General features: G+C 31.1%; 20 protein-coding genes. 4 read left to right on the forward strand and 16 right to left on the reverse strand.

Annotated elements, in window-relative coordinates; translation table 11 throughout:
* Positions 1-59 precede the first annotated feature (59 nt).
* Positions 60-533, forward strand: a complete 474-nt coding sequence (locus MPF19_RS00680) for a CYTH domain-containing protein (RefSeq protein WP_249986379.1) — start codon at positions 60-62, stop codon at positions 531-533.
* Between the two features lie 3 nt (positions 534-536).
* Here the strand turns inward: MPF19_RS00680 and trhA are convergent, their stop codons facing one another.
* Positions 537-1,175: a PAQR family membrane homeostasis protein TrhA gene (trhA, locus tag MPF19_RS00685; protein WP_249986380.1), complete on the reverse strand. Its 639-nt coding sequence runs from the start codon at positions 1,173-1,175 to the stop codon at positions 537-539.
* Positions 1,172-1,858: a lysophospholipid acyltransferase family protein gene (locus tag MPF19_RS00690; protein WP_249986381.1), complete on the reverse strand. Its 687-nt coding sequence runs from the start codon at positions 1,856-1,858 to the stop codon at positions 1,172-1,174. The genes trhA and MPF19_RS00690 overlap by 4 nt, the downstream gene beginning before the upstream one ends.
* 272 nt (positions 1,859-2,130) lie before the next feature.
* On the opposite strand from MPF19_RS00690, the gene trpS reads away from it, so the two are divergent.
* Positions 2,131-3,099, forward strand: a complete 969-nt coding sequence (trpS, locus tag MPF19_RS00695) for a tryptophan--tRNA ligase (RefSeq protein WP_203393340.1) — start codon at positions 2,131-2,133, stop codon at positions 3,097-3,099.
* A gap of 113 nt (positions 3,100-3,212) precedes the next feature.
* Here trpS and MPF19_RS00700 read toward each other — a convergent pair whose 3' ends face one another.
* From MPF19_RS00700 to trhO, 14 genes are all read right to left on the reverse strand, one after another.
* A complete protein-coding gene (locus MPF19_RS00700; protein ID WP_249986382.1) occupies positions 3,213-4,199 on the reverse strand; it encodes a DUF4837 family protein in 987 nt (328 codons plus the stop codon).
* Positions 4,200-4,382: 183 nt separating this feature from the next.
* Positions 4,383-5,672 (reverse strand): lytic transglycosylase domain-containing protein, encoded by a 1,290-nt coding sequence (locus tag MPF19_RS00705; RefSeq protein ID WP_249986383.1) that lies wholly within the window; start codon positions 5,670-5,672, stop codon positions 4,383-4,385.
* Between the two features lie 3 nt (positions 5,673-5,675).
* A complete protein-coding gene (locus tag MPF19_RS00710; protein WP_249986384.1) occupies positions 5,676-5,915 on the reverse strand; it encodes a hypothetical protein in 240 nt (79 codons plus the stop codon).
* 5 nt (positions 5,916-5,920) lie between these two features.
* Entirely contained in the window at positions 5,921-6,682 is a 762-nt protein-coding gene (locus MPF19_RS00715; RefSeq protein WP_203393343.1) for an exodeoxyribonuclease III, read from the reverse strand.
* 48 nt (positions 6,683-6,730) lie between these two features.
* Positions 6,731-6,859 (reverse strand): hypothetical protein, encoded by a 129-nt coding sequence (locus tag MPF19_RS19280; protein ID WP_284041316.1) that lies wholly within the window; start codon positions 6,857-6,859, stop codon positions 6,731-6,733.
* 120 nt (positions 6,860-6,979) lie between these two features.
* Positions 6,980-7,207: a hypothetical protein gene (locus tag MPF19_RS00720; protein ID WP_249986385.1), complete on the reverse strand. Its 228-nt coding sequence runs from the start codon at positions 7,205-7,207 to the stop codon at positions 6,980-6,982.
* A gap of 1 nt (position 7,208) precedes the next feature.
* Complete coding sequence (locus tag MPF19_RS00725) at positions 7,209-7,865, reverse strand: 3-oxoacid CoA-transferase subunit B (RefSeq protein ID WP_249986386.1); 657 nt, start codon at positions 7,863-7,865, stop codon at positions 7,209-7,211.
* Between the two features lie 2 nt (positions 7,866-7,867).
* A complete protein-coding gene (locus MPF19_RS00730) occupies positions 7,868-8,569 on the reverse strand; it encodes a CoA transferase subunit A (protein WP_249986387.1) in 702 nt (233 codons plus the stop codon).
* Between the two features lie 91 nt (positions 8,570-8,660).
* On the reverse strand, positions 8,661-10,925 hold the full coding sequence (locus MPF19_RS00735; protein ID WP_249986388.1) for a penicillin-binding protein 1A: 2,265 nt from the start codon (positions 10,923-10,925) through the stop codon (positions 8,661-8,663).
* Positions 10,926-10,996: 71 nt separating this feature from the next.
* Entirely contained in the window at positions 10,997-11,491 is a 495-nt protein-coding gene (locus MPF19_RS00740) for a gliding motility lipoprotein GldH (RefSeq protein WP_249986389.1), read from the reverse strand.
* On the reverse strand, positions 11,466-12,965 hold the full coding sequence (locus MPF19_RS00745; RefSeq protein WP_249986390.1) for a PSP1 domain-containing protein: 1,500 nt from the start codon (positions 12,963-12,965) through the stop codon (positions 11,466-11,468). Before MPF19_RS00745 ends, MPF19_RS00740 begins: the two co-directional genes overlap by 26 nt.
* A 372-nt stretch (positions 12,966-13,337) precedes the next feature.
* A complete protein-coding gene (locus MPF19_RS00750) occupies positions 13,338-13,568 on the reverse strand; it encodes a ferredoxin (protein ID WP_203393350.1) in 231 nt (76 codons plus the stop codon).
* Positions 13,568-14,815: a peptidase U32 family protein gene (locus tag MPF19_RS00755; RefSeq protein ID WP_249986391.1), complete on the reverse strand. Its 1,248-nt coding sequence runs from the start codon at positions 14,813-14,815 to the stop codon at positions 13,568-13,570. Before MPF19_RS00755 ends, MPF19_RS00750 begins: the two co-directional genes overlap by 1 nt.
* A 4-nt stretch (positions 14,816-14,819) precedes the next feature.
* Positions 14,820-15,851: an oxygen-dependent tRNA uridine(34) hydroxylase TrhO gene (trhO, locus tag MPF19_RS00760; RefSeq protein ID WP_203393352.1), complete on the reverse strand. Its 1,032-nt coding sequence runs from the start codon at positions 15,849-15,851 to the stop codon at positions 14,820-14,822.
* A gap of 231 nt (positions 15,852-16,082) precedes the next feature.
* Here trhO and pflB point away from each other — a divergent pair, with 231 nt between their 5' ends.
* Positions 16,083-18,338, forward strand: coding sequence for a formate C-acetyltransferase (gene pflB / locus MPF19_RS00765; protein WP_203393353.1), 2,256 nt, complete (start codon positions 16,083-16,085; stop codon positions 18,336-18,338).
* Between the two features lie 120 nt (positions 18,339-18,458).
* On the forward strand, positions 18,459-19,172 hold the full coding sequence (gene pflA, locus MPF19_RS00770; protein ID WP_349666055.1) for a pyruvate formate-lyase-activating protein: 714 nt from the start codon (positions 18,459-18,461) through the stop codon (positions 19,170-19,172).
* Positions 19,173-19,188: the final 16 nt, after the last annotated feature.

Consider the following 19,188-nt stretch of genomic DNA (forward strand, 5'->3'; position numbering starts at 1 on the left):
TATTTATTGTTACAATAACGATAAAACACCTTACATTAGTACAAAAATGAAAAGATTTTATGAGCTTAGAAATAGAAAGAAAATTTTTAGTAAAAAACGATGATTTCAAAAGTAAAAGTTTTGCTCAAAAAAGCATTAAACAAGGGTATTTAAATTCTGATAAAAACAGAACTGTAAGAATTAGAATAGCTGATGAAAAAGCTTTTATAACTATTAAAGGAAAGTCTAACGCAACAGGAACAACCCGTTTTGAGTGGGAAAAAGAAATTGACAAAGCAGAAGCAGAAAATTTACTTTTATTGTGTGAACCTAGTATTATTGATAAAACAAGATACCTAGTTAAAATTGGTAATCACACTTTTGAGGTGGATGAATTTTATGGTGACAACCATGGTTTAAAGGTTGCAGAAGTAGAATTAAACTCAGAAACTGAAACTTTTACAAAACCAAATTGGTTAGACCAAGAAGTTACTGGAGATGTAAAATACTATAATTCTAGCATTAGTAAACATCCTTTTAAAGACTGGATTTAAAAATTACAAGTAGTAAATGGCTATAAAATGACTGATACTACCTAATAAAACAAATACGTGAAAAATTGCGTGGTTATAAGGTATCTTTTTAATAGAATATAAAATAGCACCAATGGTATAAAAAACACCTCCACCAATTAATAAGTTTAAATTAAAACTTGGTAAAGCAACCATTAAAGGTTTTATAAAAAACACCACTTGCCACCCCATTAAAAGATACATTGCTGTAGAAATTTTATCGAATCTTCCGGTAAAAAACAACTTTAAAATAATACCTGTTAAAGCAAATACCCAAACCGCAATAAACATATACCAACCTAAGTCAGAGTTTAAAGCAACCAAACAAAAAGGGGTATAACTCCCAGCAATTAAAGCATAAATAGCAGCGTGATCAAAAATATTTAACCGTCTTCTTTTCTTCGGATTTTTCGCTGCATGATAAAATGTAGAAGCAGCGTATAAAATAATTAAACTTAACCCGTAAATTACAAAACTAGTAACCTCCCAAAAGTTAATATAGTTTGTTGCTTTTGCTATTAAGAAAGGAAAAACAAGAATACTTGCAAGCAAACCTAAACCATGAGACCAAACGTTTAAGCGTTCTTCTGTTTCTGAATATCCATGATTAAATTTTTCTTTCATTTTGCGCTATTTGTATCTTTCATGTACTTTTTATCACTTACCAAATCATTGTAAATGATATTAAATGTTTTGTCTTTTAAATTATTTACATCACTAATAGACAATCCTTTGGTTATAATAAACGGATGTTGATGCACTCTTAAAGTTCCAAAACCACCTTTAAAAACATCCCAAGAAAATAGACGTTTACTATCGTAATACACCTGAGGTACAATTGGCATATCAAATTCTATAGCCAAACTAAAAGCACCTTTTTTAAATGGAGCCAAAACAACATTTTCTTCTGGCACTAATCCTTCAGGAAAAATAGCCATACTTACACCATTTTGCAATCTTTTTTTAGCCATTCTATAAACTCTTCTTCTACTTTCTGGATCTTTTCTATCAACCATAATAACAGCTCTCTTATAAAAAAAACCAAATACAGGTATTTTAGCCAATTCGTGTTTACCAACAAATACAATAGGGTTTTTACTTGAAACTACCAGCACAAAAGGATCCATTAAAGAAGTATGATTTGGGCAAAACATATAACTTTTATCTGGTGCTATTTTTTCATCTAATTGCAAATTTAAACGAAAACCCATTCCGTAAATTAAAACTTTAGACCAAATTCTAACTAATTTCCAAAGTAAATGATAGGAGTCTTCTTTTATTGTAAAAATAAACAGTAAAGGAGACATTATTACGACAGTTGTAAACATTAAAATGTAGAACCACAGACGCCAAATAAGAAGAAAAGGAATTTTAATATACTTCACAATATTACCAAACGTTTAATAGTACTTTTAATTATTATAACTTAAAAAGAATAAAGTTGACACTCTAAAACTTAATCTGTAAGCAAAAATACTAATATTCTTTTGTTTGATAGGTTTTCTTAAACAAAACCTTATTTTTGTACTTGTAGAGTGTAATTAGAATCTCTCAATCAAAAAAAGATAAAAACAAAGTAATGTCTAGAATTTTAACAGGTGTACAAAGTACAGGAACCCCACATTTAGGAAATTTATTAGGAGCTATTTTACCAGCAATAAAAATGGCAAATAGCCCAGGGAATGAATCTTTTATATTTATTGCAGATATGCATTCTTTAACCCAGATTAAAGATGGGGAAGAATTAAGAGAAAACACATATAGTGTTGCTGCTACTTGGCTTGCTTGTGGATTAGACATTAATAAAACCATATTCTACAGACAAAGTGATATACCACAAACAACAGAATTAACTTGGTATTTAAGCTGTTTTTTTCCATACCAAAGATTAACTTTAGCACATGGATTTAAAGACAAAGCAGATAGATTAGGTGATGTTAATGCCGGTTTATTTACGTACCCAATGTTAATGGCTGCAGACATTTTATTGTATGATGCAGAAATTGTACCTGTAGGTAAAGATCAATTACAGCATTTAGAAATGACACGTGATGTTGCTAATAGATTTAACAATATTGTCGGAGAAACGTTGGTTCCGCCACAACCAGGAATACAAGAAAACACTAAGTTAGTTCCCGGAATTGATGGTGAAAAAATGAGTAAATCTAGAAATAATCTTATCAATATTTTCTTACCAGACAAAAAGTTAAGAAAACAAGTAATGTCTATTAAAACAGATAGTTTAGGTTTAGAAGATCCTAAAAACCCAGATACAGATAATGTTTTTGCTTTGTATAAATTATTAGCAACCGAAGCGCAAACTGCAACCATGAGAGCAAATTACGAAGGTGGAAATTATGGCTACGGACATGCAAAACAAGCTTTATATGAATTGATTGTTGAGCAGTTTTCTCCAATAAGAGACCGCTACAATCATTATATGGAAAATAAGCATGAACTTGATGAGGCTTTAAAAATTGGAGCAGAAAAAGCAACTGTTGTTGCTAATGGAGTTCTAAAAAGAGTAAGAGCTAAAATTGGTTACTAACAGCATAAAAATATGTGAGAATTCTTTTCAATTATGAAATAAATGTTGATTGAATTCCATAAAAAAATCCGAAAGCAAATGCTTTCGGATTTTTTTATACTTATAAAGTTTTTTTATTGAATCTTCATAGATTTTCCAATTGCCTCTAACTCAAATAAAAATGCTCTTTTATTCACCGAAGGTGCATACGTAAATCCCTCAAAAATAATTAATCTATTGTTCTTTTTATCAACTACGGTGTAGTTTAAAAAAGGTCCTGCCATAAAATCATTTTTTACTTCCCATTTCCCACGAGTTTCATAAGCTTTTTTTCCATCTATAACGGCGTCAAAAGTAAAAGGAGTATACGCTTTTTCTGTAATCATATACATTGTTTTTGGGTCTGAACCCGGAATATGTTTTTTTCCAATTTTGTTTCTAACAGAAACAATGCTATCAGCAACCTGTGTTTCATCCTCTAAAGGAACTGAATATACTAAAATATTATTACTTCCTGTTTTTGCAATTCCACTAGACAAATGTTGGCGCAACCACAAAAAATCTCCAGTATCATCTACCAAATTAAATTTATTGCTAATAGTTAAAGAAATTCCTAAATTTTGTAATGTTTTAAACTGAGTATCATCTAATTTATCCTTTGCAAACAAATTCTGAAGCATTGAAGCATCAGAGTCTAAAAACGTTTTAATAATTTCTTTCTCGTGCTTTTTAAACATTTTTACAACACCTTCTCTATCTTTTCCGTACACATACACAATAGTTTGTGGCTGCGCATACACATTATTTTTTACATAAAATTGCGCTTCATCTGAAACCCCAATAATCATAATATTTCTAGCAACCTTCATCATTTTACCAAAACCATTTGGCGCTACTTGAGAAACTGATAAAAGAGATTCTGGTTGTGGTAAACCCACCATTAATTCTCCAAAAGAATTTCTAATTTCCTTTCCAATATCGCCAGCCCAATCACTCGCCTTAGTAATCACCATTACTTTATTTACCTTACCAACAGACGATTGTAAAATAATTTTATCTTTACCATTATCACACGATAATATAAAAAATGCAAGAGAAAATAATAGATATATTTTTTTCATGGGTTTAGCTTTTAAAGTAATTTAGTTTAGTTATGGGTTTTAATTCTTTAGCATTTCAAATATTGTTCCACTTTCAAATATTTTTCAGGAAAATTATTATTTTTTCAAAGAAAAATTTAAAAATGTTTTTTTAGGTATCTTTTATGGTAAGTTTTACTTCTTTATTTTTTCTTTAACAACAAACTATTTCCCTAATTTCTTTGGATAAACAGACAATCTCTGACCTATTTTTAATCGGCTTGTTTTTAAACTATTCCAACGTTTAAGATCACTTACACGTACACCAAATTTATTTGCAATTTTACCTAAAAAATCTCCACTTCTTACTTTGTAACGAACACGTTGGTCCATTTCAAAATATTTAGGTAAAGGTTTCTCTCTTTGTGCATCATCTGTATCTGCCAAAGCATAAATTTCTTTTTCTTTATCTAAAAATTCAATAATCTTATCACTCGGTAACCTTAAAGCATATTTTCTATCTTTTATAAACGGAATAATATCTAATTTATAAGATGGGTTTAATTCTGACAAAACATCTTCATCCACATCTATTTTCTCTGAAATTTGATCGAAACTAATGGTTCTTTTTATTTGAATGGTATCTGTCTGAAAGTTGAAGAACTTTGGTAATTCAGAATAAATATTATGCTCATTTGCATATTCAAAAATATACATAGTTGCATAAAAAGCAGGCACATAATCTGCAGTTTCCCTTGGTAAATAAGGTCTTATATTCCAATAATTTTTATATCCTCCAGATCTTTTTATAGCTTTTCTTACATTTCCCGGGCCAGAATTATAGGCAGCTAGTGCTAAATCCCAATCACCAAAAAGAGTAAATAACTCGCTTAAATATTTACAAGCTGCTATAGTTGCTTTTACAGGATCTTGGCGCTCATCTACATAAGAACTTACTTTTAAATCGAACTGAATACCAGTACCGTACATAAATTGCCACAAACCAGTAGCACCAACTCTAGATTTAATTTGAGGTCTTAAAGCAGACTCTACAATTGCCAAATATTTCATTTCTAACGGAATATCATATTGATCTAGATATTGCTCAAACACGGGGAAATAATATTTTGCTTTTGCCATTAAACCTGGATAGTATCTTTTACGATACAATAAATAACTGTTTATTACTTTTTCTAACGATGGATTAAAAGCTAAATTAAAAGGCGTTTTATCATTTAAATTAGACAGTCTAACCTTTAATAAATCTGTACTTAAAGCCGTATCTGTATTGCCAATAATATCTTTATCGTTAATTATATAACTTAAAGAATCTACCAAAGCAGATTGAAATTTTTGATCTACCAATAAACTATCAATTAAATCTAAATCAGCATCGGAAAACAAAAATTGATTGTTTGATTCTATTATAGAATCTTGCGCAATAAATAAGGTGTCTTTTTTCTCTTGCGAAAAGACAGTACTAGTTAATAGGATGAATATAAATAGTTTCTTCATATTTTAATTATTCTTTTCTTTGTCTTCACGATTAATAATATAATAAATCACATAAAGCCAACTTAAAACCCCGTGAAGAATAGCATATAAAACAGATTTATTTTTACTCCAAGAAATAACAATAGCAATGACACTTCCCATTCCAATTCCATTTCTATATATAGATTGTTTTACTTCAGAATGTGCAAAAGACTCTAAAGAAATCAATAAAAAAAATGCAAGCGTAAGTTTAATTTTGTTCATTATTTTTATAAACTAAGTTCTACTGCAATTGGGCAATGGTCAGAATGTTTTGCTTCTGGTAAAATATATGCCCTAGAAATTTTATCTTTTAAAGGTTCTGATACCATGGCATAATCTAAACGCCAACCTTTATTATTAGCTCTAGAATTTGCTCTATAACTCCACCAAGAATATTCTTGTTTCTCTTGATTTAAAAAACGAAAACTATCTATAAATCCGCTCTTAATAAACTCACCAATCCAAGTTCTTTCTTCTGGTAAAAAGCCCGAAACGCCTTTCATTTTTGGGTTGTGAATATCAATTTCTTCATGACAAATATTATAATCGCCACAGATCACTAAGTTTGGGATTTCTTGTTTTAAATTATTGATGTATTCTTGAAATTCATCCATGTATTTAAACTTAAAATCTAATCTTTCAGAATTAGTACCAGAAGGCAAATACAAGCTCATTACAGAAACATTATCAAAATCTACACGTAAATTTCTACCTTCAAAATCCATTGATTCTATTCCGGTACCGTATTCTACATGATTTGGTTTTTCTTTACAAAAAATAGCTACCGAAGAGTACCCTTTTTTCTGTGCAGAAAACCAATAATGATATGGATATCCCGCATTTTCAAAATCCGTAAGATCTAATTGTTCTTTATGCGCTTTGGTTTCTTGTATACAAATTACATCTGGATTTGCTGCCTCTAACCATTCTAAAAAACCCTTTTTTAAGGCGGCTCTAATTCCGTTTACGTTGTATGATAATATCTTCATATATGCTTTTTTATTTTCCAAAAAAAGGAAAACACTTTAGTTTTATTATTATTCTATAATTATTAGATTCTTTAACAAGAACCCAGTAAAATGGGTCTTAGAACCTGTTTGTGTACTAATTTTATTTTTTCTTGGTGATAAAACGACAGCTAAAGGTGCTGCAATAATTATTCTCATAATTGAACTATCAATTTTAAAGCCAAAATCTAATATTGCAATAAAAACAATTGTTAAAAAGAAGATTACTAAACCTAGTTTTTTCGCAAGATATTCTATTCCAATATTATTTTTTCTATTTTAATCTAAAAAAATAGGATTCTTTAAAAAGAGCCAAGTAATTTGTTTTTTCTTTCCAGTTTGAGTTATAATTATTTTTTTTCTTGGCGATATCATAAAAGCTAAAACAGCACATATACCCGCTTTTAAAGGAAGGCTATCTATTTTATAAAATTGATCAAAAATCAACATAAACAGCACGATAGTAATCGGATAAATTAACCAATATGTTTTCTTAAATAACTTCATTTTAAATATTCATTTCTGGGATTTCTCCACTTACAACCAAGGTTCCTTCTGTTGCTTTTTTAATTTCTTCAACAGTTACTCCAGGAGCTCTTTCTAATAAATGAAACACATTATCCTTTACTTCTAGAAGCGCCAAATTTGTCACTACTTTTGTAACACAACCTACACCTGTTAAAGGCAAAGAACATTGTTTTAAAATTTTAGATTCCCCATGTTTATTGGTATGCATCATGGCAACGATAATATTTTCTGCAGAAGCTACTAAATCCATTGCTCCTCCCATTCCTTTTACCATTTTACCAGGAATTTTCCAGTTAGCAATGTCTCCATTTTCTGCAACTTCCATAGCTCCTAAAATAGTTAAATCTACATGTTTACCTCTAATCATTGCAAAGCTCATAGCAGAATCGAAAAAACTTGCTCCAGGCATTGTTGTAATCGTTTGTTTCCCTGCATTAATAATATCGGCATCTTCTTGCCCTTCAAAAGGAAAAGGTCCCATGCCTAGAACACCATTTTCACTTTGAAACTCAACCTCTATATCTTCACCTACATAATTTGCAACTAACGTTGGAATACCAATACCTAAGTTCACATAAAACCCATTTTGGATTTCTTGTGCTATTCTTTTTGCAATACCATTCTTATCTAAAGCCATAACTATTCGTTTTGTCTTATAGTTCGTTGTTCAATTCTCTTTTCATAATCCTTTCCTTGAAAAATACGTTGTACAAATATTCCGGGAATATGAATATTATTTGGATCTAATTCACCAACTTCAACCATTTCCTCTACCTCTGCCACTGTAATTGTTGCGGCTCCACACATATTAGGATTAAAATTTCTAGAAGTACCTTTAAAAATTAAATTACCGGCAGCATCTCCTTTCCATGCTTTTACAAATGCAAAATCTGCTTTAAAAGCAGGTTCTAATACATACATTTTTCCATCAAACTCTCTAGTTTCTTTTCCTTCGGAAACTTCTGTTCCGTAACCTGCAGGTGTGTAAAAAGCAGGAAAACCTGCTTGTGCAGCTCTACACTTTTCTGCTAATGTTCCTTGCGGAGTTAACTCGACCTCTAATTCTCCAGATAACATTTGTCTTTCAAACTCATCATTTTCTCCTACATAAGAAGAAATCATTTTTTTGATTTGTTTATTTTGAAGCAATAATCCCAAACCAAAATCATCTACACCTGCATTGTTAGAAATACAAGTAACCTCTCTAACATCTAGTTTCACCAATTCAGCAATAGCATTTTCTGGAATTCCACATAAACCAAATCCACCCAACATAAAAGTCATTCCATTTTTAACACCTTGTAAAGCATCTTGTACGTTATTTACTTTTTTATTGATCATAATGTTATTGTTTTAGAACTTATCGATTAGTCTCGAGGCAACCTTTTATTAATCTACATAAAAATATGGCTGAAAGTAAATTTAGCTCAGATTAAAAATCGGTATCTTCCTCTATGGGGCTATCTTTTTCATCAGATTTTTCATCACAATTAATATTGATTGATAAATTCTCTGGTTTTTCAAAATCTTCTTTACTGATATTTAATGTTTTATCTGCATAACATTTTTGCATATATAACGCCCAAGATGGTAAAGCCATCGTTGCTCCTTGCCCTTTAGCAATACCTGCAAAATGGGTTGCTCTATCCTCTCCACCAGTCCAAACTCCTGTTGCCAAATTAGGTACTATTCCCATAAACCAACCGTCTGATTGATTTTGAGTAGTTCCTGTTTTACCTGCTATAGGATTTGTAAATTTATAAGGATATCCCGTAACATAACCTGGCTTTGCCCAAGGTAAACGTAAACGAACTCCAGAACCAGACTGCGTAACTCCTTTTAATAAATCTAACACTACATAGGCAGATTCTTCACTTAAAACCTCTTTAGTTTCTGGAGTAAATTCTTGTAAAACGGTTCCGTTTTTATCTTCTATTCTTGTTAAGATCATAGGAGAAACTCTTAAACCTTGATTTGCAAAAGTAGAATAGGCACTTACCATTTCTAATAACGATAAATCTACGGCACCTAAAGCTATAGAAGGGTTTGCTTCAATTTTACTTTCTATTCCTGCAGATTTTGCCAAACGAACAACATTTTCTGGGCCAACCATATCTATTAATCTTACAGACATTGTATTTACAGAACCTGCTAAACCATCTTTTAAAGTTAGCATTCCTCCATACTTTTTACTAGCATTTTCTGGTGTCCATGCTTTTGGGATTCCGTATTTTCCCTTTGGAATTGTGTACGGAATATTAGGAAATTCATCACATGGAGATAATTTTAATTGATTAATTGCTGTAGCATATACAAACGGTTTAAAAGTAGAACCTACTTGTCTTTTTTGCTGTGCAACTGCATCATATTTAAAGTGTTTATTATCTATACCACCAACCCAAGCTTTAATATGACCAGATTGTGGTTCTATAGATAACAATCCAGAACGTAAAAAGTATTTATAATATCTTACAGAATCTATTGGAGACATAATGGTATCAATATCACCTTTCCAAGAAAAAACACTCATTTTTGTTTTTGTTTTGAAAACTTCATCAATATACTTGCTAGATTTTCCAGCAATTTTTAATCTTTTATATCTATCAGAATTTTTCTTAGCTCTTTCTAAAATCGTATTAATTTCCGATTGTTCTAAGTCGTAAAAAGGAGCTGTTTTATTTCTCTCTTGTTCTTTAAAGAAATAGCTTTGCAAATTAGACATATGCTCATCAATAGCTTCTTCTGCATATTTTTGCATTCTAGAGTCTATGGTTACATAAATCTTTAAACCATCTCTAAAAATATTATACTCTTCTCCATTTGGCTTTGGGTTTTCTTGTACCCATTTTCTTAAATATTTTTGTAAATACGTTCTAAAATAAGTTGCAGAACCATCACTATGCCCTTCTTTATGAATATCTAAACCTAAATCTAATTGTTGTAAAGAATCTTTTTGTTGCATAGAAATAAACTCGCTACGATTCATTTGCTTCAGTACAACATTTCTACGATTTTTTACGCGTTCTGCTCTTCTTAAAGGGTTATATAAAGATGAATTTTTTAACATCCCTATTAGCATAGCAGATTCTTGAACCTCTAATTCTTTTGGTTCTTTACCAAAATAAATACGTGCAGCAGAACGAATACCTACAGCTTGGTTTAAAAAATCGTACTTGTTTAAGTACATGGTTAAAATCTCATTTTTGGTATATTGTCTTTCTAATTTTATTGCAACTACCCATTCTTTTACTTTTTGACCGATTCTTAAAAAGATATTTCTAGAGGCTCTACCGGTAAATAACATTTTGGCTAATTGCTGTGTTAAAGTACTTGCTCCTCCACTTCCTGGTTTTAAAACAGCTCTTGCTGTTCCTTTAAAATCGATTCCAGAGTGCTCAAAAAAACGTTCGTCTTCTGTTGCAACGAGTGCCTTTACCAAATTTTCTGGCAAATCTTTAAACTTTATAGGTGTTCTGTTTTCTGTAGCGTATTTTCCTAAGGTTTTACCATCTGAAGAAATAATTTCTGTAGCTAAATTATTTTCTGGATTTTCTAATTCCTCAAAGGTTGGTAACTTTCCTAAACCACCCCAAGAAGCTATTAAAAATAACAATAGTATAGCTGCAAATCCGCCAAGAACTAGCAACCAAAACCATTTAATATATTTTTTAAAACTTGTTGTTTTCTTTTGTGTCATAATAAAAAACTATTTCTCAACATTGTTGAGATTTCATTAATTTGTTTTTCCCTTTTAGACGGGAACCTTATCTAATTTTCGATACTAAAACCAACATCTTGAATTCCTTTTAAAAACTCAATAGGTTTCACATTGCCATTTTTACGCATTGCATGACGCACATTAAACTTATATTTCCCAGAAATTGGAAATACTTTTTTTTCTTTATAAAATAACTTATTTTCTTTAATTTCGGTAAAACCATCACCTAAAAACTTCCCTCTTTTATCTGCCATTTCGTATTGTAAAGTATCTACAACAACGGTTTCATTTGGAAAAATAAGTTCTGTAATCACATACAAATTACTAAAACTATACTCATTATTATTTCTAATATTGATAAATAGATTTTTCGGTGAAATCGTATCTTTTACATCAAACTCAAAAGACACATTATCATTGGCTTTCCAACCTTTTGCGTCAATTGATTTATATTGATTAAAATCGGATTTATCATCACAAGAAAACATCAAAAAAAGAATTACTAGAACAATTGAAAAATTATTTCTTTTCAGAATTGTCATCATTTTTTGGTTTGTTGTTATTACGGTTTCTATTATTTCTTTTTGGCTTATTCACCTTTTTAACTTCACCTTCTGGCTTATTTACATCTCCCGGAGGTTTTGGTCTAGGTTTACGTTGAGGCCTAGGCTTTTTCTGAACGTTTTGGTTAGGGTTTTGGTTAGGGTTTGGTTTAGCCTTCGGTTTTTGATTAGGATTTGTATTCGGTTGTTTCTTAACCTGTGGCTTTCTTTTTTGATTTGGGTTCGGCTTTTGATTTGGGTTTGGTTTCTGATTTGGATTCACCTTAGCCCCTGGCTTACTATTCACATTAGCAGCTACCGCTGGTTTTTTCTTATTTCTATTTCTGTTATTTCGATTACGATTGCTTGTTTTTGGAGCATCAAATCGTGTTAAACTATCTTGCCCAACTGCATCCTCGAAATCTACTTTTACAGGGATTTCTACATCCGCTTCATACTCTTCTAACGAAATAGATTTCTCATTATTTTTATTGAGTGCAATTATTTCTAAAACCTGCTCTAACGTAAGTCTAAACCATTTAAAACGTTCCTCTTTATAAGTATACCAAAGATGGTTTTTAAAAATATCCATCTTTACAAAAACAGCATCTCCTTTTTCTGTTTTTAGCACCAAATCTTGTTTCGGAAATGATTTTAAGGCATCTAAATAGGTGTCTAATTCAAAATTTAAACAACATTTTAATTTACCACATTGACCTGCTAATTTTAGCGGATTTAAAGATAATTGTTGATAACGAGCCGCAGAAGTTGTTACTTTTCTAAAATCTGTTAACCAAGTAGAACAACATAACTCTCTACCGCAAGAACCTACACCTCCTAAACGAGCAGCTTCTTGTCTTGCACCTACTTGTTTCATTTCTACACGAATAGAAAACGCACTTGCCAAATCTCTAATTAATTGTCTAAAATCTACTCTAGTATCTGCCGTATAATAGAAGGTTGCTTTATTTCCATCACCTTGATATTCTACATCAGACAATTTCATTTGCAAACCTAAACGACCTAAGATTTCTCTTCCTTTTTTCTGAGTTTCTTCTTCTTTACCTCTTGCTTGCTGCCATATATCGATATCTCTCTGACTCGCTTTTCTGTAAATTTTCTTTACATCTTCATGATCTGCAGTAATTTTGTGCTTCTTCATTTGCACTTTTACCAATTCTCCTGCCAAAGAAACCGTACCAATATCATGTCCTGGAGATCCTTCTACCGCCACAATATCTCCCATTGTTATGGGTAAATTTTCTGGGTTTGTATAAAAATGTTTTCTTCCATTTTTAAAACGGACTTCAAAAATATTGAATCTTTCTTGTCCACTTGGTAAGGTCATATTAGACAACCAATCGAAAACGGCTAGTTTATTACTACCACTTCCGCAGGTTCCTGACCCACAATTACCATTACTCTTGCAACCTTTTGGTACTCCATTTTCTGTTGTACCACAACTTCCACATGCCATGTAAGTATATATATTTTTATAGTTGATAGTCTTTTAAAGTTTATTCTTAGCAGCAAATCCACTAAAAACCTCGCTATAAATCCTAAAAACCTCTTGGTTTATAAATTGATTATCAGACTGATGAACATACACAGCCTAATCTTCTCTAATTCGTAAATATACGCATTCTCGTAGAATGAAAAAATAGGTTTAAGAAAGTTAACATAACTACTTTTTTATTTGATAATACTTCAAAGGTAAATTGAAAACTTTTTTAAATTTTACTGACTTTAGAATTTGTAGAGATTGAATTAGAATTTGGGTAAAAATTGAGTTTTTTTAATAAAAAAAAGACCTCATTTCTGAGGTCTTTTATGATTTTATATTTAGTTTTTAAATCTGCTTCACTTCAATTATCTTAACAGGACAAGCCTTTTTTGCCTCGTTAGAAGAATCAAAAATAGATTCATCAAAAGATTTAATAGTAAAAAACCCTTTTTTTTCTATTGAATGTAGTAACACAGATTTCCCATCTTTTTTTGACATTTGAAACTGACTAGGTGCTAATTCTACACAATAATTACAACCAATGCATTTGTTTCTTTGTAAAGTAATTACTACCATTAGTTTTCTGCGAATTCGGTTTTTACAATCTTATATAACTTGTCTGACCTTCTAATTTTGAAGTCCAATTTCATCGTAACTTCGTCTCCTTTGGTTGCTTTTTCTGCAGGTTTATCATTTACAAACATTTGCTTTACTTCCATTTCTTGCGCACCTGTTGTTGGGCCAGTTATTAAAATGGTATCACCTAAAGCAATATCATAGGCATCAATTTTAAACTGACCAATTTTTGCTTTGTCAAAATAATGTTCACCTTTTCCTAAATAAACTTTCTTTTGCGTTGCATGAGAACCAGATTCTTTACTCCATTCTCCTAATTTCTGACCTAAATAATAGCCATTCCAAAAACCACGATTGTAGACTTTCTCTAGTTCTTGCATCCAAGAAATTACTTTCTCTTTGTCGTAAGTTCCATTTGCCAAACTATCAATAGCATCTCGGTAACATTTAATTACTTTAGCTACATATTCTGGCGCTCTTCCCCTACCTTCGATTTTTAAAACTTTAATTCCGGCATCTGCAACTTGGTCTAAAAAATCAATTGTACACAAGTCTTTTGGAGACATAATATACTCATTATCCAATTCCATTTCAAAACCAGTTTCTTGATCGATAACGGTATATTTTTTTCTGCAATTCTGTTTGCAAGCACCTCTATTTGCAGATGAATTATGCGAATGTAAACTCATATAACATTTACCAGAAACTGCCATACATAAAGCTCCATGACCAAAAATCTCTACTTCTACTAATTTACCAGAAGGGCCTTTTACTTGCTCTTTTTCTATAGCTTCTGTAATCTTTTTTACTTGACGTAAACTCAACTCTCTACTTAAAACAATTGTATCAGCAAAAAGTGCGTAAAACTTAACCGTTTCTATATTAGTTATGTTGATTTGTGTAGAAATATGAACTTCCATTTGCTGTTCTCTCGCCATAGAAATCACCGCTTGATCCATAGCAATTACCGCCGTAATATTTGCCTCTTTTGCACGTTTTATCAATGTTTTTACTATTGATAAATCATGATCATAAATAATGGTATTTAATGTAAGATACGTTCTCACATTTTTTTCTGAACATCTTTTAGAAATTTCTTCTAAATCATCTAAAGTAAAATTGATAGATGCTCTTGCTCGCATATTTAGTTGCTCTACTCCAAAATAAATAGAATCACAACCATTATCTAAAGCAGCCTGCATAGACTCAAAATTACCTGCAGGCGCCATTAATTCGATTTTTTGCATGATTTTATTTTTTGAATTTTAGAACTTCCGATCGTCCTTTTTTAAAAATCTTATTACTATTTCCTTTTCCCTTTCTTAATTCTTTTTGTTCTTCAAAAGACAATTGAATTATTTCTTGGCAATCTGTAGAACACGTATTTTCTGTAGCTTCTGCACATTCATCACACTGAATAAATAATAAATGACATGCTTCATTAGCACAATTTGTATGTGTATCACAAGGTTTACCACATTGATGACAATTAGAAACCACATCGTCTGTAATACGTTCTGCTCTTCTATGATCAAAAACAAAGTTTTTACCTATAAATTTATTCTCAATACCTTCTTCTTTTACTTGACGAGTGTATTCTATAATCCCGCCTTCTAACTGAAAAACATTCTTAAAACCTTTATGTTTGTAATAGGCAGATGCTTTTTCGCAACGGATTCCGCCAGTACAATACATCAATAAGTTTTTATCTTCTTTGTTGTCTTTTAAATCTTCTTCTATAATATCTAAAGAATCTCTAAAGGTATCTACATCTGGAGTTACAGCACCATCAAAATGACCAATTTCACTTTCGTAATGGTTACGCATATCTACACAAACCGTATCTGGGTTTGCTAACATTTCGTTGAATTCCTGCGCATTTAAATGAACTCCTTTGGCTGTTACATCAAAAGTTTCGTCATTTAAACCATCGGCAACAATTTTGTTTCTCACTTTTACTTTCAGCTTTAAAAACGACTTATTGTCTTGCTCTACAGCAACATTTAAACGAATATCTTTCAAAAAAGAAATACTGTCTAATTGATCTTTTAAAGCATAAAAGTTTTCTGATGGAACAGATAATTGAGCGTTAATTCCTTCGTAAGAAACATAAATTCGACCTAAAACATCGAGTTCATTCCATTCTAAGAATAACTTATCTCTAAATAATTGTGGGTTTTCTATCTTAAAGTATTGATAGAAAGAAATTGTGAGGCGGTCTTTACCAGCCTCATCTATTAATGCAGCGCGTTCTATGGCGCTTAACTTATTGTACAGTTGCATGCTATACTAATTAGGTTAAACTAAATATTTTTGCAAATGTAGTTAATTTCCTTAAAAAGGTTTTTACTAAACAAAAAATAAAACCCAATTATCTGATTTACAGATAATTAAAAACTATATCGTTTTCTTTAATAATAGCAAAACCTAACTTATATCATATTTTGAAAACTACATATAGAGTTATATTTGCAATATCATAAAGGAATACATAAAAACATAAAACATAGAGGAATGCAAATTGAAGAATTAATCATAGAAAGGCCTACAACAGCTGAATTTAAAAAAGGAGTTTGGAACACATCTATTAACGTTAGAGATTTTGTTATAAAAAACATTGTTTCTTATTATGGTGATGACAAATTTTTAGTTGGTATCAGTAATAAAACTCAAAAACTTTGGGAAGTTTGTAAAAAAGAAACTGAAGTTGAAAGAAAAAATGGTGGAGTTCACTCTGTGGATACTGAAACTATTTCTGGTGTTATGAATTTTGCTGCAGGTTACATAGACAAAGAAAACGAAGTAATTGTTGGTTTACAAACTGATACACTTTTAAAAAGAGCTATGAAACCGTTTGGGGGTTACAAAGTAGTTCAAAAAGCATTAGAAGAACAAGGTTTAAAACCTAGTGAAGATATTAATACATTATTTAGCAAGTATGTAAAAACTCATAATGATGGTGTTTTTTCTGCTTATAATGCAGAAATTAAAAAATTTAGATCTTTAGGTTTTTTAACAGGATTGCCAGATAATTATGCTCGTGGTAGAATAATTGGTGATTATAGACGTGTTGCTTTATACGGAATTGACAAATTAATTGAAGTTAAAAAATACGATTTAGCAAATATTGAAGGACCAATGACAGATGCTGTTATTCGTTTAAGAGAAGAAGTTTCTGAACAAATAAAAGCATTAAAAGAAATGATTGTAATGGGTAATCATTACAATTTAGAATTAAATAGACCTGCAGAAACTGCACAAGAAGCAGTACAATGGACATATATGGCGTATTTAGCTGCTGTAAAAGAGCAAGATGGAGCTGCAATGTCTTTAGGTAATGTGTCTACTTTCTTAGATATTTATATTGAAAGAGATTTACAAAGTGGAGCAATTACTGAAGTTGAAGCGCAAGAATATATAGATCAGTTTGTGATGAAACTAAGAATGGTACGTCATTTAAGAATGGCTGCTTATGATGATATTTTTGCTGGAGACCCAACTTGGGTAACTGAAGCAATTGGTGGTATGTTAAATGATGGACGTTCTAAAGTAACTAAAACAGCTTTCCGTTTCTTACATACTTTATACAACCTAGGCCCATCACCAGAACCAAATATTACTGTTTTATGGTCGCCAATGTTGCCAGAAAATTTCAGAAAATACTGTTCTAAAGTTGCCATCGATACTTCATCTATTCAATTTGAAAATGATGACTTAATGAGAACTTTAAGAGGTTCTGATGATTACGGAATTGCTTGTTGTGTTTCTTATCAAGAAATTGGAAAACAAATTCAGTTTTTTGGCGCAAGAACAAACTTAGCAAAAACCTTATTATTAGCTATTAACGGAGGAAAATGTGAAATCACAGGAACTCAAATGGTTGATGGTATTGAAGCTAATAATGATGAGTATTTAGACTTTGATAAAGTAATGGCAAACTTTAAAATTGCTATGAAACAGGTTGCTCGTGTGTATAATGATGCCATGAACATTATTCATTACATGCATGATAAATACTACTACGAAAAAGCTCAAATGGCTTTAATTGATACCAACCCACAAATTAATATCGCTTATGGTATTGCAGGTTTATCTATTGTAGCAGACTCTTTATCTGCAATTAAATATGCAAAAGTAAAACCTATTAGAAATGAAGCAGGTTTAACTGTAGATTTTAAGATTGAAGGAGAATTTCCTAAATACGGAAATGATGACGATAGAGTAGATATTTTTGCTCACAATGGTGTTGAAGATTTTAATAACGAACTTAAAAAATTAAAAGTTTATAAAGATGCAGATGCAACAATGTCTGTATTAACAATTACATCTAACGTTGTATATGGTAAAAAAACCGGAGCAACTCCAGATGGTAGAGCTTTAGGTGTAGCTTTTGCTCCTGGAGCAAACCCAATGCATGGGCGTGACTCAAATGGTGCAATTGCTTCTTTAAATTCAGTAGCAAAAATAGATTATAAAGATTCTCAAGACGGAATTTCTAATACATTTTCTATTGTTCCTAAATCTTTAGGAGCTACAGAAGAAGAAAGAATAGACAATTTAGCTGCTACTTTAACTGGTTATTTTGAGCACGGAGCACAACACCTTAATGTAAATGTTTTAGACAAAGAAACTTTATTAGATGCAATGGAGCACCCAGAAAATCATCCCCAATTAACGATTAGAGTTTCTGGATATGCTGTTAATTTTATTCGATTAACAAGAGAACAACAAATGGAAGTTATTTCACGTTCGTTCCACGAATCTATGTAGTCCTTTTTATGTATTTATTAGGGGATTTAAAAAGTAACCATATTTTTTAAATCCCCTTTTTTTATTCACTTAAATTTTAGCGCAATTAAAACTTTAGAAAACATATTAAATGTCCATTCAATTGAGTCTTTTGGCACTCACGACGGACCCGGAATTAGAATGGTTATTTTTTTACAAGGTTGTAAATTAAAATGCCTTTACTGCCATAACCCCGATACCATTGATACTCATGGAGGCGAAGAACATGCTATTGAAGATTTAGTACAAAGAGCCATAAAAATGAAATCTTATTTTGGTGAAAAAGGTGGCGTTACTGTTTCTGGTGGAGAACCATTGTTACAGGCCCATAACCTTATTCCTTTCTTTAAAAGATTAAAAGAAGAAGGAATTAACACCAATATAGATACTAATGGAAGAATGTTAAATCATCCTGTTATTGAGTTAATAGATGATTATGCAGATTTAGTAATGCTTGATATAAAGCATATGACTGAAGAAGGATTTCAAAAAATTACTGGTAAAAGAAACAAAGAAACTACCTTTAATTTTGCGAAACACAGAGAAAAATCTGGTAAAAAAATGTGGCTACGTTATGTTTTAATCCCCGGTATTACTAATACGCCTGAATTATTACATCAATTAGGAAGTCATTTTAAAGACTACCAAACTATAGAACAAATAGAGTTACAACCTTACCATAAATTAGGCATCCATAAATGGGAAGCCTTAGGTTGGGACTATGAACTGAAAGATGCAAGAGAAAACACTAAAGAAGAGTTAGAAGAAGCATCCAATATTTTAAGTAACTATTTTAAAAAAGTAAAGATCAATTAGAACCTAATTGATTAAA

This window comes from Polaribacter sp. Z014 (assembly GCF_023555435.1).
Lineage (GTDB): Bacteria > Bacteroidota > Bacteroidia > Flavobacteriales > Flavobacteriaceae > Polaribacter.

Coding starts and splice junctions, on each gene's coding strand:
- MPF19_RS00740 (WP_249986389.1), bottom strand. CDS start 11,491: ATGATGACAATTCTGAAAAGAAATAATTTTTCAATTGTTCTAGTAATT.
- MPF19_RS00705 (WP_249986383.1), bottom strand. CDS start 5,672: ATGAAGAAACTATTTATATTCATCCTATTAACTAGTACTGTCTTTTCG.
- MPF19_RS00750 (WP_203393350.1), bottom strand. CDS start 13,568: ATGGTAGTAATTACTTTACAAAGAAACAAATGCATTGGTTGTAATTAT.
- MPF19_RS00715 (WP_203393343.1), bottom strand. CDS start 6,682: ATGAAGATATTATCATACAACGTAAACGGAATTAGAGCCGCCTTAAAA.
- trhA (WP_249986380.1), bottom strand. CDS start 1,175: ATGAAAGAAAAATTTAATCATGGATATTCAGAAACAGAAGAACGCTTA.
- MPF19_RS19280 (WP_284041316.1), bottom strand. CDS start 6,859: ATGAGAATAATTATTGCAGCACCTTTAGCTGTCGTTTTATCACCAAGA.
- trhO (WP_203393352.1), bottom strand. CDS start 15,851: ATGCAACTGTACAATAAGTTAAGCGCCATAGAACGCGCTGCATTAATA.
- MPF19_RS00680 (WP_249986379.1), top strand. CDS start 60: ATGAGCTTAGAAATAGAAAGAAAATTTTTAGTAAAAAACGATGATTTC.
- MPF19_RS00730 (WP_249986387.1), bottom strand. CDS start 8,569: ATGATCAATAAAAAAGTAAATAACGTACAAGATGCTTTACAAGGTGTT.
- MPF19_RS00745 (WP_249986390.1), bottom strand. CDS start 12,965: ATGGCATGTGGAAGTTGTGGTACAACAGAAAATGGAGTACCAAAAGGT.
- MPF19_RS00725 (WP_249986386.1), bottom strand. CDS start 7,865: ATGGCTTTAGATAAGAATGGTATTGCAAAAAGAATAGCACAAGAAATC.
- MPF19_RS00690 (WP_249986381.1), bottom strand. CDS start 1,858: ATGTCTCCTTTACTGTTTATTTTTACAATAAAAGAAGACTCCTATCAT.
- MPF19_RS00755 (WP_249986391.1), bottom strand. CDS start 14,815: ATGCAAAAAATCGAATTAATGGCGCCTGCAGGTAATTTTGAGTCTATG.
- MPF19_RS00700 (WP_249986382.1), bottom strand. CDS start 4,199: ATGAAAAAAATATATCTATTATTTTCTCTTGCATTTTTTATATTATCG.
- pflB (WP_203393353.1), top strand. CDS start 16,083: ATGCAAATTGAAGAATTAATCATAGAAAGGCCTACAACAGCTGAATTT.
- MPF19_RS00735 (WP_249986388.1), bottom strand. CDS start 10,925: ATGACACAAAAGAAAACAACAAGTTTTAAAAAATATATTAAATGGTTT.
- MPF19_RS00720 (WP_249986385.1), bottom strand. CDS start 7,207: ATGAAGTTATTTAAGAAAACATATTGGTTAATTTATCCGATTACTATC.
- trpS (WP_203393340.1), top strand. CDS start 2,131: ATGTCTAGAATTTTAACAGGTGTACAAAGTACAGGAACCCCACATTTA.
- MPF19_RS00710 (WP_249986384.1), bottom strand. CDS start 5,915: ATGAACAAAATTAAACTTACGCTTGCATTTTTTTTATTGATTTCTTTA.